Origin of the sequence: Actinophytocola xinjiangensis (assembly GCF_001921215.1) — a bacterium.
Lineage (GTDB): Bacteria > Actinomycetota > Actinomycetes > Mycobacteriales > Pseudonocardiaceae > Actinophytocola > Actinophytocola xinjiangensis.
In genome coordinates this window covers 1-13,828 of record NZ_MSIF01000036.1, presented here as the reverse complement: position 1 = coordinate 13,828, position 13,828 = coordinate 1, and the positions used below count along the sequence as shown (strand labels likewise).

The 13,828-nt window shown below is 71.5% G+C and carries 18 protein-coding genes; 7 read left to right on the top strand and 11 right to left on the bottom strand.

All coding sequences use genetic code 11. The annotated features are described in order from the left end of the window. Positions 1–55 precede the first annotated feature (55 nt). From trpA to BLA60_RS38595, 5 genes are all read right to left on the bottom strand, one after another. Entirely contained in the window at positions 56–847 is a 792-nt protein-coding gene (gene trpA / locus BLA60_RS38615; protein WP_075138052.1) for a tryptophan synthase subunit alpha, read from the bottom strand. Beyond that, positions 847–2,106, bottom strand: a complete 1,260-nt coding sequence (trpB, locus tag BLA60_RS38610) for a tryptophan synthase subunit beta (protein ID WP_075138051.1) — start codon at positions 2,104–2,106, stop codon at positions 847–849. The genes trpA and trpB overlap by 1 nt, the downstream gene beginning before the upstream one ends. Then, entirely contained in the window at positions 2,085–2,894 is an 810-nt protein-coding gene (gene trpC, locus BLA60_RS38605; protein WP_075138089.1) for an indole-3-glycerol phosphate synthase TrpC, read from the bottom strand. Before trpC ends, trpB begins: the two co-directional genes overlap by 22 nt. A gap of 147 nt (positions 2,895–3,041) precedes the next feature. Then, positions 3,042–3,494 carry a Trp biosynthesis-associated membrane protein gene (locus BLA60_RS38600; RefSeq protein ID WP_075138050.1) on the bottom strand — a complete coding sequence of 151 codons (453 nt, stop codon included), beginning with the start codon at positions 3,492–3,494 and terminating at the stop codon, positions 3,042–3,044. Then, positions 3,487–5,040, bottom strand: coding sequence for an anthranilate synthase component I (locus BLA60_RS38595; RefSeq protein ID WP_075138049.1), 1,554 nt, complete (start codon positions 5,038–5,040; stop codon positions 3,487–3,489). The genes BLA60_RS38600 and BLA60_RS38595 overlap by 8 nt, the downstream gene beginning before the upstream one ends. Before the next feature lie 107 nt (positions 5,041–5,147). On the opposite strand from BLA60_RS38595, the gene BLA60_RS38590 reads away from it, so the two are divergent. Next, the gene (locus BLA60_RS38590) at positions 5,148–5,762 is read left to right on the top strand and encodes a TetR/AcrR family transcriptional regulator (protein ID WP_075138048.1); all 615 of its coding nucleotides are present in this window, start codon (positions 5,148–5,150) and stop codon (positions 5,760–5,762) included. Here BLA60_RS38590 and hisI read toward each other — a convergent pair. Together hisI and hisF are read right to left on the bottom strand one after the other, a co-directional pair. Further along, entirely contained in the window at positions 5,755–6,087 is a 333-nt protein-coding gene (hisI, locus tag BLA60_RS38585) for a phosphoribosyl-AMP cyclohydrolase (protein ID WP_075138088.1), read from the bottom strand. The genes BLA60_RS38590 and hisI overlap by 8 nt on opposite strands. Before the next feature lie 89 nt (positions 6,088–6,176). Further along, the gene (hisF, locus tag BLA60_RS38580; protein ID WP_075138047.1) at positions 6,177–6,935 is read right to left on the bottom strand and encodes an imidazole glycerol phosphate synthase subunit HisF; all 759 of its coding nucleotides are present in this window, start codon (positions 6,933–6,935) and stop codon (positions 6,177–6,179) included. 40 nt (positions 6,936–6,975) lie between these two features. On the opposite strand from hisF, the gene BLA60_RS38575 reads away from it, so the two are divergent. The 4 genes from BLA60_RS38575 (at position 6,976) to BLA60_RS38560 (ending at position 9,669) form a co-directional block, all read left to right on the top strand. Further along, positions 6,976–7,551, top strand: coding sequence for a TetR/AcrR family transcriptional regulator (locus BLA60_RS38575; protein ID WP_084736011.1), 576 nt, complete (start codon positions 6,976–6,978; stop codon positions 7,549–7,551). Positions 7,552–7,697: 146 nt separating this feature from the next. Then, a complete protein-coding gene (locus BLA60_RS38570; protein ID WP_075138045.1) occupies positions 7,698–8,417 on the top strand; it encodes an ABC transporter ATP-binding protein in 720 nt (239 codons plus the stop codon). 73 nt (positions 8,418–8,490) lie between these two features. Continuing rightward, positions 8,491–9,225, top strand: a complete 735-nt coding sequence (locus BLA60_RS38565; protein WP_075138044.1) for an ABC transporter permease — start codon at positions 8,491–8,493, stop codon at positions 9,223–9,225. A 36-nt stretch (positions 9,226–9,261) separates the two neighbouring features. Then, positions 9,262–9,669, top strand: a complete 408-nt coding sequence (locus BLA60_RS38560; protein WP_075138043.1) for a PPOX class F420-dependent oxidoreductase — start codon at positions 9,262–9,264, stop codon at positions 9,667–9,669. Here BLA60_RS38560 and priA read toward each other — a convergent pair. Then, positions 9,635–10,369, bottom strand: a complete 735-nt coding sequence (gene priA / locus BLA60_RS38555) for a bifunctional 1-(5-phosphoribosyl)-5-((5-phosphoribosylamino)methylideneamino)imidazole-4-carboxamide isomerase/phosphoribosylanthranilate isomerase PriA (protein WP_075138042.1) — start codon at positions 10,367–10,369, stop codon at positions 9,635–9,637. The two genes, BLA60_RS38560 and priA, sit on opposite strands and share 35 nt — an antisense overlap. Beyond that, positions 10,366–11,232, bottom strand: a complete 867-nt coding sequence (locus BLA60_RS38550) for a helix-turn-helix domain-containing protein (protein ID WP_075138041.1) — start codon at positions 11,230–11,232, stop codon at positions 10,366–10,368. The genes priA and BLA60_RS38550 overlap by 4 nt, the downstream gene beginning before the upstream one ends. Before the next feature lie 727 nt (positions 11,233–11,959). Here BLA60_RS38550 and BLA60_RS45150 point away from each other — a divergent pair. Beyond that, complete coding sequence (locus BLA60_RS45150) at positions 11,960–12,289, top strand: hypothetical protein (protein WP_211288998.1); 330 nt, start codon at positions 11,960–11,962, stop codon at positions 12,287–12,289. Between the two features lie 97 nt (positions 12,290–12,386). On the opposite strand, the gene hisH is transcribed toward BLA60_RS45150, so the two are convergent. Further along, positions 12,387–13,019 (bottom strand): imidazole glycerol phosphate synthase subunit HisH, encoded by a 633-nt coding sequence (gene hisH, locus BLA60_RS38540; RefSeq protein WP_075138039.1) that lies wholly within the window; start codon positions 13,017–13,019, stop codon positions 12,387–12,389. 9 nt (positions 13,020–13,028) lie between these two features. Next, on the bottom strand, positions 13,029–13,349 hold the full coding sequence (locus BLA60_RS38535; RefSeq protein WP_154814893.1) for a fibronectin type III domain-containing protein: 321 nt from the start codon (positions 13,347–13,349) through the stop codon (positions 13,029–13,031). Between the two features lie 148 nt (positions 13,350–13,497). Here BLA60_RS38535 and BLA60_RS38530 point away from each other — a divergent pair. Continuing rightward, on the top strand, positions 13,498–13,828 hold a 331-nt coding region (locus BLA60_RS38530; protein ID WP_425427131.1), incomplete at its 3' end, for a hypothetical protein.

Below are 13,828 nucleotides of genomic sequence, written 5' to 3'. Positions count from 1 at the left end.
AACGGGCGACCACAACGCTGTACACAATGGGTCGCCCTACGGGCGGTAGTACCTGCTACCGGCTGGGGACCATGGGGCGCCGCACACCGTCGGCCAGTTCCTCGGCCAGCTCGCGGAGCTTGGCGACCTCGCCGGCGCGGGACACGAACGCCGACCCGACGACGACCGCGTCGGCGAAACCGGCGATCTCGGCGGCCTGGTCACCGGAGCGGACCCCGAGACCGACGGCGATCGGCAGGTCGGTGCACTCGCGGGCGCGGGCCACCAGCCCGGAGGCGGCCACGCCGACCCGGTCCCGCGCGCCGGTCACGCCCATGACGGCGGCCGCGTAGAGGAACCCGGTGGTCGCGGCGGTGGTGGTGGCGATCCGCTCGGTGCTGGAGGACGGCGCTACCAGGAAGATCCGGTCGAGGTCGTGCTCGGCGGCGGCGGCGATCCAGTCCGCGCCCTCGTCCGGGATGAGGTCGGGGGTGATGACGCCCAGCCCGCCGGCGGCGGCGAGGTCACGCGCGAAGCGGTCCACGCCGTAGCGGTGCACGGGGTTCCAGTAGGTCATCACGACGGCGTGACCGCCGGCCGAGGACACCTGTTCGACGACCCGGAACAGGTCCCGCAGCCGGAATCCGCCGCGCAGGGCGAGGTCGGCGGCGGCCTGGACGGTCGGGCCGTCCATCACCGGGTCGGAGTAGGGAACGCCGACCTCGACGATGTCGCAGCCGGAGTCGATCATTGCGGTGAGGCGTTCGGCCGAGCCGTCGACGGTCGGGTACCCGGCCGGCAGGTAGCCGATCAGGGCCGCGCGGCCCTCGGCGCGGGAACGGGCGAACACCGGGTCGAGGCGGGACATCAACTCTCCATGAAACCGAAGTACTTGGCCGCGGTGTCCATGTCCTTGTCCCCGCGTCCGGACAGGCACACCACGATCAGCCCGTCCGGCCCCAGCTCCCTACCCAGCCGTAATGTGCCGGCCAGTGCGTGCGCGGACTCGATCGCCGGGATGATGCCCTCGGTCCGCGACAGCAGTTGGAAGGCGTCCATGGCCTCGGCGTCGGTGACCGGCCGGTACTCGGCGCGACCGGTGTCCTTGAGCCACGCGTGCTCGGGACCCACCCCGGGGTAGTCGAGGCCGGCCGAGATCGAGTACGCCTCGATGGTCTGGCCGTCCTCGTCCTGGAGTAAGTAGGACAGTGCGCCGTGCAGCATGCCGGGGCTGCCCTCGCTGAGCGTGGCTCCGTGCTCACCCGGTTCGCTGCCCCGCCCGCCCGGCTCGAAACCGACCAGGCGCACCGACGGGTCGTCGATGAAGCCGTGGAACATGCCGATGGCGTTGGACCCGCCGCCCACGCACGCGGTGACCGCGTCGGGCAGCCGACCGGCCTGGTCCACGATCTGCGCGCGCGCCTCCTGGCCGATGACCTTGTGGAAGTTGCGCACCATCATCGGGAACGGGTGGGCGCCGGCGGCGGTCCCCAGCAGGTAGTGGGTGGTGTCGACGTTGGCCACCCAGTCGCGCAGCGCCTCGTTGATGGCGTCCTTGAGGGTGCGGGAACCGGTGGTGACCGGGATGACCTCGGCGCCGAGCAGTCGCATCCGGGCGACGTTGAGCGCCTGGCGCTGGGTGTCGACCTCGCCCATGTAGACGACGCACTCCAGGCCCATCAGGGCGCACGCGGTCGCGGTGGCCACGCCGTGCTGGCCGGCGCCGGTCTCGGCGATGACCCGGGTCTTGCCCATCCGCTTGGTGAGCAGCGCCTGACCGAGCACATTGTTGATCTTGTGCGAGCCGGTGTGGTTGAGGTCCTCGCGCTTGAGGAAGATCCGCGCGCCGCCCGCGTGCTCGGCGAAGCGCGGCGCCTCGGTGAGCAGCGAGGGCCGCCCGGCGTAGTCGCGCAGCAACCCGGTGAACTCGGCGATGAACTCCGGGTCCAGCCTGGCCTTCTCGTACACGGCCGCCAGCTCGTCCATGGCACCGATCAGCGCCTCGGGCAGGTAACGCCCGCCGTAGGGTCCGAAGTGGCCGTGCTCCGGGTCGTGCTCGCTGTGCTGGTGCTGGTCGCGCCCGGGGTCGGTGTGGGTCTCGGAGGTCACCGGCTCGGCCTCGGACAGGCCGGGTGCGAACCGGCGGTGACCAACTGCACGAGCGCGGCCTTCGGGTCCGGGCTCGCGACCAGGCTCTCGCCGACCAGCACGGCGTCCGCGCCGGCACCGGCGTGGGTCATCAGGTCGCCGGGGCCCCGGATGCCGGACTCGGCGATCTTGAGCACCTCGAACGGCAGCCCGGGGGCGAGCCGGCCGAAGACCTCCCGGTCGACCTCCAGGGTGTGCAGGTCACGGGCGTTGATGCCGATGACCGACGCACCCGCCTCCAGCGCCCGGTCGGCCTCCTCGGCCGTGTGCACCTCGACCAGCGCGGTCATGCCAAGCGACTCGACCCGGTCCAGCAGCGCGACCAGCGCGTTCTGCTCCAGGGCGGCGACGATCAGCAGCACCAGGTCGGCGCCGTGCATCCGCGCCTCGTGCACCTGGTAGGGGCCGACCACGAAGTCCTTGCGCAGCAACGGAACGTCCACGACCGCACGCACCGCGTCGAAGTCGGCCAGCGATCCGCCGAAGCGCCGCTGCTCGGTGAGCACGCTGATCACGCGCGCACCGGCGTCGGCGTAGTCCTTGGCCAGGGCCGCCGGATCGGAGATCGAGGCGAGGTCCCCCTTGGACGGGCTGCGCCGCTTGACCTCGGCGATGACGCCGATGCCCGAGCCCCGCAGGGCGGCGATGGCGTCCCGGGGCGGCGCCGCCTTCGCGGCCCGCTCCTTCACCGTCTCGAACGGGAGCGCTGCCTCTCGCACCGCGAGATCGGCGCGCACGCCCTCGATGATCGACTCGAGAACGCTCACCACTGGCCACGCTCACCGGCGTCGGTCGGCCGTGGCGCGAACGCCACTTCCGCTGTGCCACAGGTGCTGTCAGTCACCGGCCTTGCCCCTTCCCGCCAAAGGGATGCTAACCCCGGACCGAGCGGCGACTCGTTACCGGGTCCGCGCTCACCGTTCATCTTCCGCCTTGCCGACCGTCGGGTCCCGGCCTTCGCTCAAACCGTCCCACATGTCCTTGTCCGGATCGTTCGGGGCGGTACGCGCGTTAGCCGACCGATACCTCGCCCCCAGCGTCGGCAGCCGCCGCGCGAACCGGATCACCAGCACACCGGCCGCCACCAGCAGCAGCGCGCCGAGCAGCGCGGTCCACCGGCCGAGTCCGGCACCGCCGGCGGCCAGCGCCTGCCAGGCGCCGAGCAGCCCCGCGAGCACGACCAGACCGCCGACCACGCGCCGCGCCCAGCCGCCCGTGGCCAGCGTGCCGCCGGCCCCGGCCAGGGCGACCAGCGCGAGACCGGCGCCCGAACCAGGGGCGTCGTCGAGCGCGGTCGAGCCCCAGAACGCGCCGGCCGCGGCCAGCAGCGTCGGCCCGACGATCCACAGTGGACGGCGATCAGCCATCGGCTGGTCCGTCGGCCGGGCGCATGGTCCGGGCGGTGGCGATCGCGGCCAGCACGGCCAGCGCCTTGTTGACGCACTCGGCGTCCTCGGCGGCGGGGTTGGAGTCGGCCACGATGCCCGCCCCGGCCTGCACGTAGGCGACGCCGTCGCGGACGAGCGCGGTGCGGATGGCGATGGCGGTGTCGGCGTCCCCGGCGAAGTCGAGGTAGCCGACGACGCCACCGTAGAGGCCCCGGCGGGTCGGTTCGAGCTCCTCGATCAGCTCCATGGCCCGGGGTTTGGGCGCGCCGGAGAGCGTGCCGGCGGGGAAACAGGCGGTGACCGCGTCGAAGGCGGTGCGCCCGTCGAGCAGGGTGCCGGTCACGGTGGACACGATGTGCATGACGTGGCTGTAGCGCTCGACCCGGAAGAAGTCGACGACGTGCACGCTGCCGGGGCGGCAGACCCGGCCGAGGTCGTTGCGCCCGAGGTCGACCAGCATGACGTGCTCGGCGCGTTCCTTGTCGTCGTTGAGCATGTCCTTCTCGAGGATGGCGTCCTCGTCGGGATCGACGCCGCGCCACCGGGTGCCCGCGATCGGGTGCGTGGTCGCCACCCCGTCGCGCACGGTGACCAGCGACTCCGGGCTCGACCCGACGATGTCGAAGCCGTCCAGGCGCAGCAGGTACATGTACGGGCTGGGGTTGGTGGTGCGCAGGACGCGGTAGATGTCCAGCGGGTCGGCGCCGCCGGTCGGCGTCTCGAAACGCTGGGAGAGCACGACCTGGAAGCACTCGCCGGCGCGGATGGCCTCCTTGGCGGTGCGCACGGCGGCGGTGTAGTCCTCGGTGGTGCGCCGGCGCAGGAAGTCGGGCGGCGGCCGGTCGAAGGTGGCCACGGTCGGCGGGGCCGGCTGCTGGAGCTGCTCGGTCATCCCGGCCAGGCGCGCGACCGCCTCGTCGTAGGCGGCGTCGACCCGCTCGGGGCTGTTGTCCCAGTTCACCGCGTTGGAGATGAGGGTGATGGTGCCCTCGTGGTGGTCCAGGGCGGCCAGGTCGGTGGCCAGCAGCATGGCGAGCTCGGGGACGTGCAGGTCGTCCTCGGTGAGGTCGGGCAGGCGTTCGAGGCGGCGGACGGCGTCGTAGCCGATGTAGCCGACCATGCCGCCGGTGAGCGGGGGCAGGCCGGGCAGGGCCTCGGTGCGCAGGATCTCGACGGTCTCGCGCAGGGCGGTCAGCGGGTCGCCGCCCTCGGGCAGGCCCACCGGCCGGGCGCCCGCCCAGTGCGCCTGTCCGTCACGCTCGGTGAGCACAGCGGCACTGCGGACGCCGATGAACGACCAGCGCGACCACGACCGCCCGTTCTCGGCGGATTCGAGGATGTAGGTGTTGGGGCGCCCCTGGGCGAGTTTTCGGTACACGCCGACCGGGGTCTCGGCGTCGGCGAGCAGTCGCCGGACGACCGGGATGACGCGGTGATCGGCCGCCAGCCGGTGGAACTCCTCGCGAGTGGGGCTGACCACCCCGAGCCCGCGCGGCGTGGATCGTGACTCGGTCACACTGGGCATGCGAGCCATTCTCCAGCCGTGGCCGAGACGGCGACACGCTGGGTATCCGGACCGCACAGAATTCATGCCGTGTTGAATAACTTGACACGGTGCCCCATGATGATGCGGTGACCAAGGGTGCGAAGCAAGACGCCCCCCGCCGGCGTGGCCGACGCCCCGGCGGGACCGACACCCGCGCCGCGCTGCTGGCCGCGGCCCGCGAGATCTTCGTCGAACAGGGCTACGACGGCGCCACCGTCCGGGCGATCGCCGCCCGCGCGCAGGTCGACGCGGCGATGGTGAACCACTGGTTCGGCGGCAAGGAGGGCCTGTTCGCCGAGGCGGTGCTCAAGCTGCCGTTCAACCCCCAGGACGTGGTGGAACGGGTGCTCGTCGGCGACGTCGACCAGTTGGGCGAGCGGATCGTCCGCACGTTCGTCACCATCTGGGACAACTCGGCCGGCGGGATGTTCACGGCGCTGGTACGCAGCATCGCCGGCCACGAGCAGGCGTCGAACGCGCTGCGGGACTTCCTGATCAAGCACATCATGGCGCGGATCATCGCCAAGGTGGCCCCCGACCGGCACGAGTTCCGCGCGACACTGGTGGCCTCGCAACTGGTGGGGATGGGCATGGTCCGCTACGTCGCCCGGTTCGAGCCGCTGGCCTCGGCCGACGCGGACACGATGGTGGCGGCCGTGGCGCCGACGTTGCAGCGCTACATCACCGGCACCATCAGCTGAGCAGCACGTCCTCGTCGAAACAGGTCGCCGCGCCGGTGTGACAGGCGGCCCCTTCCTGGTCGACGACGAGCAGCACGGTGTCGCCGTCGCAGTCGAGGCGGACCTCGTGCACGTACTGGGTGTGGCCGGAGGTCTCGCCCTTGACCCACAGGCGCTGACGGCTGCGGGAGAAGTAGGTGGCCCGGCGGGTGGTGAGCGTGCGGTGGAGGGCCTCGTCGTCCATCCAGGCGACCATGAGGACCTCGCCGGTGCCGTGACGTTGGGCCACCGCGCAGACCAGCCCGGCGGCGTTGCGCTTGAGCCGCGCCGCGACCGCCGGATCCAGTCCGGTGGCGCCCGGTTCGCCGGCGGTGGCGCCCGGTTCGCCGCCGGTCGCGTCTGGTTCGCCGCCGGTCGCGTCTGGTTCGCGGGCGGTCATCGGACGACGACCCCGGCGGCGCGCAGGCCGTCCTTGACCTCGCCGATGCGCAGCTGTCCGAAGTGGAACACGCTGGCGGCGAGCACGGCGTCGGCGCCGGCGGCGACCGCCGGCGGGAAGTGGTCGACCGTCCCGGCGCCGCCGCTGGCGATCAGCGGGACGTCGACGGCGGCGCGCACGAGCTTGATCAGTTCGAGGTCGAAGCCGGCGCGGGTGCCGTCGGCGTCCATGGAGTTGAGCAGGATCTCGCCGACGCCGAGTTCCTGGCCCCGGGCGGCCCACTCGACGGCGTCGATGCCGGTGCCCTCGCGCCCGCCGTGGGTGGTCACCTCGAACCCGGAGGGTGTGGCGGCGCGCCGGGCGTCGACGGAGAGCACCACGCACTGCGCGCCGAACCGCTGGGAGCACTCACGCAGCAGTTCTGGCCGCAGGATGGCCGCGGTGTTCACCGAGACCTTGTCCGCGCCGGCCCGCAACAGCTTGTCCACATCGGACACGGCACGGACGCCGCCGCCGACGGTCAGCGGGATGAACACCTGCTCGGCGGTGCGCCGCACGACGTCGAAGGTGGTCTCCCGGTCCGAAGAGGACGCCGTGACGTCGAGGAAGGTGAGCTCGTCGGCGCCCTCGGCGTCGTAGGCGGCGGCCAGGGCGACCGGGTCCCCGGCGTCGACGAGGTTGGTGAAGTTGACGCCTTTGACGACCCGCCCGGCGTCCACGTCCAGACAGGGGATCACGCGCACCGCTACCGACATGCCGTCGAGGATACTGGCGGTAGGGACGAGAGGAGCCACGGTGGCGCGTACGGGCAGACGCCCGGGTCGAACCCAGACCCGCGAGGAGATCCTGACGGCCGCGCGCAACCAGTTCGCCGCCCGCGGCTACACGGCCACGACCATCCGTGGCATCGCGGCCGAGGCCGGCGTGAACCCCGCCCTGGTACACCACTTCTTCGGGTCGAAGGACCAGATCTTCGTGGCCGCGCTGAACCTCCCGTTCAATCCCGCGACCCTGGTGACGACCGTCCTCGACGGCCCCCGCGAGCGCATCGGCGAACGCATCGTGCGCCTGTTCCTGAGGTTGTGGGGCGACCCGGCGACCAGGACCCCGTTCTTCGCCCTGGTGCGCTCGGTGTCCAGCAACGAGGAGGTCGCCGCCCAGCTGCGCCAGTTCATGGAGAACGCGGTACTGGCGAAGGTGGCGGACGCGCTCGACCTGCCGCCGCTGCGCCTGACCGGCGCCGTGTCCCAGATGGTCGGCCTGGTCATGGTGCGCTACGTCATCGGCGCCGAACCCCTCGCCTCGGCGACCGAGGACGAGGTCGTGGCCCTGGTCGCGCCGGTACTCCAGCACTACTTCACGCCTGCCTGACCCGGTGTCGCGGGCCGGCGCTCCGCCAGGCCGGTCCGGCCACGAGCCGCACCCAGTCCCACCCAGCGCGCCCCCGGACACGGCCGCGCCTCCCCTCCCGGGGGCCGGTCTTGACTGGTGAACGCGGCGGGCGCAGAATTAAACGCGTGACCAATTACGCCATCTCCGTCTCCGGGCTCCGGGTCCGGCGTGGGCCCCGGGAGGTCCTGCGTGACGTGAGCTTCTCCGTGCCGGTCGGGTCGGTCACCGGCCTGCTCGGGCCGTCGGGCTGCGGCAAGACGACCCTGATGCGGTCGGTCGTCGGTGTTCAGATCGTGGCGGGCGGGGAGGTCACCGTGCTCGGTGAACCCGCCGGCAGTCCCCGGTTGCGTGACCGGATCGGGTACGCCACGCAGAACCCGTCCGTCTACGCGGATCTCACCGTGCGCGAGAGTCTTCGTTACTTCGCCGCGATTGTTCGGGCGCCCAGGGGCGATGTCGATCGGGTCATCGGCGAGGTCGGGCTCGGCACCCACGCCGACCACCTGGTCGGCGAGTTGTCCGGTGGTCAGCTCAGTCGCGCGAGCCTGGCCGTCGCCCTGCTCGGGCGCCCCCGCCTACTGGTGCTCGACGAGCCGACCGTCGGTCTGGACCCGGTGCTGCGCGAGGAGCTGTGGGACCTGTTCGGCCGGCTCGCCGGCCAGGGCGTCACCTTGCTGATCTCCAGTCATGTCATGGACGAGGCCGCCCGCTGCGGGCGGCTGCTGCTGATGCGCGAGGGCCGGATCCTCGCCGACGACACCCCCGACGCGCTGCGTGCCCGCACCGGCACCGACGACCTCGAACAGGCCTTCCTGCGCCTGGTCCGGGAGGAGGAGGCGTCGTGAGCGGAGCTTGCGGAGCGAACCATTCAGCGCAGGGCGACCAAGAGCGGCGCGACCGAGCCCACGAGGAGGCGGCATGAACGTCCGGTTCGCGTCGGCGACGGCGCGGCGCATCGTCACCCAGCTGCGGCACGACCGCCGGACCGTGGCGATGATGATCCTGGTCCCGTCCCTGCTGCTGATACTTCTTCGTTACGTTTTCAACTCCGAACAGGCGTTCAGCGCGGCGGCACCGGCGCTGCTGGCGGTCTTCCCGTTCGCGATCATGTTCATCGTCACGTCGATCACCACGCTGCGGGAACGCACGACGGCCACGCTCGAACGGCTGATGACGTTGCCGATCGGCAAGTTGGACCTGCTGGTCGGCTACATGATCGCGTTCGGCCTGGTGGCGATCGTGCAGGTGCTGGTGGCGGCAGCGATCTCGCTGACCTGGCTCGGCCTGGAGATCACCGGCTCGGTCTGGATGCTGTTGGTGATCGCTGTGCTGGACGCGTTGCTCGGTACCGCGCTGGGGCTGTTGGCCAGCGCGTTCGCCAGGACGGAGTTCCAGGCCGTCCAGTTCATGCCGGCGATCGTCATGCCGCAGGTCCTGCTGTGCGGCCTGTTCGCCCCGCGCGACTCGATGACCCCGGCCCTGGAGTGGCTGTCGAACGTCATGCCGCTGTCGTACGCCGTCGACGCCCTCGACTCCGTCACCCGTTCGGCTGAAATCGACGGCACGCTCGTGCGCAACCTGTTGATCGTGGCCGGGTGTGTGGTGCTCGCCCTGGTCCTCGGTTCGGCGACGCTGCGCCGCCGAACGCCCTGAGAACACTCACAGCGACCCTGCTCTACCGTCGGTGCCATGATCTCCGACGTCGAGCGGCTGCACCGCAGCAACTATGTCCTGATCACCACGTTCCGGCGCGACGGCACGCCGGTGCCGACTCCGGTGTGGGCCGCGCGCGACGGCGACGAGCTGATCATCTGGACCAGGTCCGAGGCCGGCAAGGTCAAGCGGATCCGCCGCAGTCCGCGCGTCGAACTGTCCGAGTGCGACGCGCGCGGCCGGCCACGGGGCGAACCCGTGACCGGCACCGCGCGCATCCTCGACGCCGAGGGCACCGAACGCGGCCGCCGCGTGCTCACGCGCAAGTACGGCCTGACCGGCCGGATCGTGATCGGTTCCAGCAAACGTTTCCGTGGCGCGCACGGCTCGTTGTGCCTGGCGATCACCGTCACCGCACGGAAGCAAGCGCCTCAGGCAGGGTGAACGCCCTGGTGTACAAGGCTTTCCCGATGATCGACCCTTCCACGCCGTCGGCCACCAGCCCGGCCAGCGCCCGCAGGTCGTCCACACTGGACACCCCTCCGGAGGCGATGACCGGGGCGGTCGACCGCGCGCACACGTCGCGCAGCAGCGCGAGGTTGGGCCCGTCGAGCGTGCCGTCCTTGGTGACGTCGGTGACGACGTAGCGCGAGCACCCGTCGCGTTCGAGCCGTTCGAGGACGTCCCAGAGCAGGCCGCCGTCCTCGGTCCAGCCGCGTGCGGCCAGCCGGTGCTCTCCGGTGTCGCCGATGCGGACGTCGAGCCCGACGGCGACCCGGTCACCGAACTCGCCGATGACCCGACCGCACCACTCGGGGTTCTCCAGGGCGGCGGTGCCGAGGTTCACCCTGGCGCAGCCGGTGCCGAGCGCGGCCGCGAGCGAGTCGTCGTCGCGGATGCCGCCGGACAGTTCGACCTTGACGTCCAGCCGCCCGACGATCTCGGCGAGCTGGGCCCGGTTGTCGCCGGTGCCGAAGGCGGCGTCGAGGTCGACCAGATGGATCCACTCGGCGCCGTCCCGCTGCCAGGCCTCGGCGGCCTCCCAGGGGTCGCCGTAGCCGGTCTCGGTGCCGGAGCGGCCCTGGTGGAGCCGCACGGCGAGGCCGTCGCGAACATCGACTGCGGGAAGGAGCGTGAACGTCACCGTGGCAGGGTATCGAGCACCCCGTAGAGCTTGGTCGCCAGCTTGGCGATCAGCTCCCGCGAGCGCACCTCGTCCAGCGCGACCCGCCCCAGCTCCCGCAGCACGGCGCGGTAGGCCCCGACCTCGGCCGGCGACTCGATGAAGTGGCTGACCGTCTCCCCGTCGACGAACACGATCCGCTTGAAGTCACGCACGTTGACCAGGGAGAACGCGCCGGTCATGCCCGCGTGGGCACCCGCCGTCCTCGGCACGACCCGCACGGAGACGGTCGGCCGGACCGACCGGCGCAGCAGCGAGTGCAGCTGTTCGGACATGAGCGCGGCCCCGCCGACGGGGGTGTGCAGGACGAATTCGTGCAGGTAGAAGACGCTGCCCGGCGCGTCCTCCCCCTCGAAGTGCCGCTGCCGCGCCTGCACGACCCCGACCCGCTCGGCGATGTCCCACTTGGGCACGTTCGGGTTGGCCTCCAGCACGGCGGCGGCGTAGTGGCGGGTCTGCAGCAGTTCGGGGACGACGCCGCCGCTGAAGCACTCGATGCCGTTCGCGTGCCGCTCGTGGTTGGCGAGCGTGCGCACCCGCCGGGGAAGGGCGGGGTTGTGATGGACGTGCCAGCCGGGGCCGTGGTCGAGGCTCAGGGCCATCAGCCGCTCCCGCTCGTCGCCCCGAACCCCACAGATGGCGATGAAGGCCGCCACGTCGTGGCTCGACCCACCCCGCTTCCCCGACAGAATCCGCGACACGCGACTGGGACTCCAGCCCAACTCCCGCGCGACACCGCTCGCATGGAACCCGCCACACTCCATGGCCCGGCGAAGCCCCTCACCAAGCTCCCGACTACGTACCGTTGGTTCTCGATCCTCCATGGCAACGGACGCTATTCGTTTGCCAGGCCGGCACAACACCCGTGCTCCCACATCGAGCGAATTCCCCAACCGGCCACGAAATGTCGCCGAACGGCAGATATCTGATCGGTCGCGCTGTACCGCGCCGACTGGGCCGATCCGCCGTCACCCGACGCTGTCGGACCCTCCAGGTAAGCTGGTTACCGGGGGGCGGAGGCCATCCCCTCGCACCAGATCACACCCATGCACATCAGATCAACTCATTTTTTACTCGCGCCGCCCCATTCGCCCGGCGGACCGCTCAACAATTCGTGCACCAATCACACCATCGGCTATCCCATCAGTTCGATCGCAATTCGATAAAGAATTCATCTCCCCTTTCTCTGGCCAGCCGGAAGACTGGCCTGGCCTGCAGGCCCTTCACTCCAAGCACAGGCCGAACCACACGAACGGGTCTTCCCTGCCCCGACTTCCGGTTTTCTCACGCGGCAAATCTACGGAGAGTAGAACTGCGCGGCGTGACCGATGTGTCGACGAACCGCCTGAACAGGACGGACGGTGTATAACCAACCACCTCCCAGGCAATTCCAGTCCACATTGCCAGCCACTTCGGCACCATTCCTTCTACCTGGACAGGATGCGCCGCGCCCGGCACGGAGCCGACCGCCCACCGCTCCCAGCAGCCCACCAAACGCTTGCGCCGACAGGGCTTCACGCACCGCTGCTCCGCCGGGTCGGCGAGAACCCGATGGGCGAGGCCCCCTGCTGGTCCTGGCCAACCGCACGATCGCCGGCGCACCGCAGCAACGACGACGGCGACGGCAGCGCCGGCTGCCGCCACGACGACGGCGGTGCGGCGGCTGCGGTGGCGGTGGCGGCGGTGACGGAAGTAGCGGCAGTGGTGGCGGCGGTGGTGGCGGAGGCGGCGGTGGCGGTGGCGGTGGCGACGACAGCGAACGACGACGGCGACAGCGACGGTGGCAGCGGTGGCAGCGGCGACGGCGACGACGACGGCGGTGTGGCGGTGTGGCGGTGGCGGTGGTGGTGTGGCGGAGGTGACGGATTGCGGCGGCGGTGACGGAAGTAGCGGAGGCGACGGCCACGGTGGCGGAGGTGACGGCGGTGGGCCGTCTACGTCAGCCTGATCGAGCGCACCGGGCTGGCCGCGGGGCTGGCTACTGGAGGCTCTTGAGCCAGTTGGTCAGCAGTTGCGCCCCGGCGTCGCCGGACTTCTCCGGGTGGAACTGGGTTGCTGACAGTGGGCCGTTCTCCGCGGCGGCGACGAAGTCGTCGCCGTGGTGTGACCAGGTCACGAGGGGGGTGGGCATGGGCGGCTCGGTGTCGAGCTCCCAGGTGAGCGCGGCGTAGGAGTGGACGAAGTAGAAGCGCGTGTCGGCGTCCATCCCGTCGAACAGCACCGAGCCGGACGGCGCGCGCACGGTGTTCCAGCCCATGTGCGGCACGACGTCCGCCTTCAGGCGCGCGACCGTGCCCGGCCACTGTCCGCAACCGGCTGTCTCCACGCCGTGCTCGATGCCGCGGTCGAACAGGATCTGCATGCCGACGCACACGCCGAGCACCGGGCGCCCCCCGGCCAGCCGCTGGCCGATGATCCGCTCCCCGTTCACCGATCCCAGCCCGGCCATGCACGCCGCGAACGCCCCGACCCCCGGCACGACCAGCCCGTCGCACTCCAGCGCCGCCCGGGGATCGGCCGTGACCTCGACGTCCGCCCCGACCCGGCGCAGCGCCCGCTCCGCCGAGCGAAGGTTGCCCGACCCATAGTCCAGTACGACGACTCGTGTCACCCCCCCAGGCTACGAGATCCCCGTCGTGCGCCGCACCACGGTTGACGCCGGGCCGAACCGGTAGGACCGCACCCGGAACTCGGCCACCCGCTCCCCCGGCAACAGCACCAGCCCGTGCGAAGTCACGTCCGGGTCGACCATGGCCACCACCCGGAACTCCCGCTCCCCCGCCGGCCGGGACTCCACCAGGAAGCCCTCCTCCCCCACCGAGTTGTCCGTCCACTCGAACCGGACCTCGTCCGGCGCCACGACCGTCGCCGTCAGCTCCGTCGGCGCCCCCTCCCCACCTCGCGCCCCCGCCGGCACCGAACCGGGCCCAACCCCGACCAAACCCCGCGACGATGCCGGACTCGAACCGAGCCCTACCGAGCCCCTCACCCCCGACGACACCGAACCCGAAACAACCCCATCCCCACCCCACATCCACCGCGACGCCTGACCAACCCCAACCCGCAACCACGACGACACCACACCCGAGATGACCCCGCCCCCACCGCACAACGACGCCACACCCGAAACAACCCCACCCACATCCCACGACCACGGCGGCTGCGGCTGCGGCTGCGGCTGCGACAGTTGCGGCGGCGGTGCCGACGGCGACGACAGCGGCGGCGGCGACGACGGCGACAACGGCGACAACGGCGGCGACAGCGGCGGCAGCGGAGGCAGCGGCAGCGGCAGCGGCAGCGGCGGCGGCGACAACGGTGGCGACAACGACAGCGACAGCGGCGGCGGCGGCAGCGGAGGCGGCAGCGGCGGCTGCGGTGGCGGAGGCGGCGACAGCGGTGGCGGCCTCGACCACGGTCGCC

What these genes read in the sequence shown, in the direction of transcription:
- trpA (WP_075138052.1), bottom strand. Translation starts at nt 847, where the DNA reads ATGTCCCGCCTCGACCCGGTGTTCGCCCGTTCCCGCGCCGAGGGCCGC.
- BLA60_RS38600 (WP_075138050.1), bottom strand. Translation starts at nt 3,494, where the DNA reads ATGGCTGATCGCCGTCCACTGTGGATCGTCGGGCCGACGCTGCTGGCC.
- BLA60_RS38595 (WP_075138049.1), bottom strand. Translation starts at nt 5,040, where the DNA reads ATGCCCAGTGTGACCGAGTCACGATCCACGCCGCGCGGGCTCGGGGTG.
- hisF (WP_075138047.1), bottom strand. Translation starts at nt 6,935, where the DNA reads ATGTCGGTAGCGGTGCGCGTGATCCCCTGTCTGGACGTGGACGCCGGG.
- BLA60_RS38565 (WP_075138044.1), top strand. Translation starts at nt 8,491, where the DNA reads ATGAACGTCCGGTTCGCGTCGGCGACGGCGCGGCGCATCGTCACCCAG.
- BLA60_RS38560 (WP_075138043.1), top strand. Translation starts at nt 9,262, where the DNA reads ATGATCTCCGACGTCGAGCGGCTGCACCGCAGCAACTATGTCCTGATC.
- BLA60_RS38550 (WP_075138041.1), bottom strand. Translation starts at nt 11,232, where the DNA reads ATGGAGGATCGAGAACCAACGGTACGTAGTCGGGAGCTTGGTGAGGGG.
- BLA60_RS45150 (WP_211288998.1), top strand. Translation starts at nt 11,960, where the DNA reads ATGGGCGAGGCCCCCTGCTGGTCCTGGCCAACCGCACGATCGCCGGCG.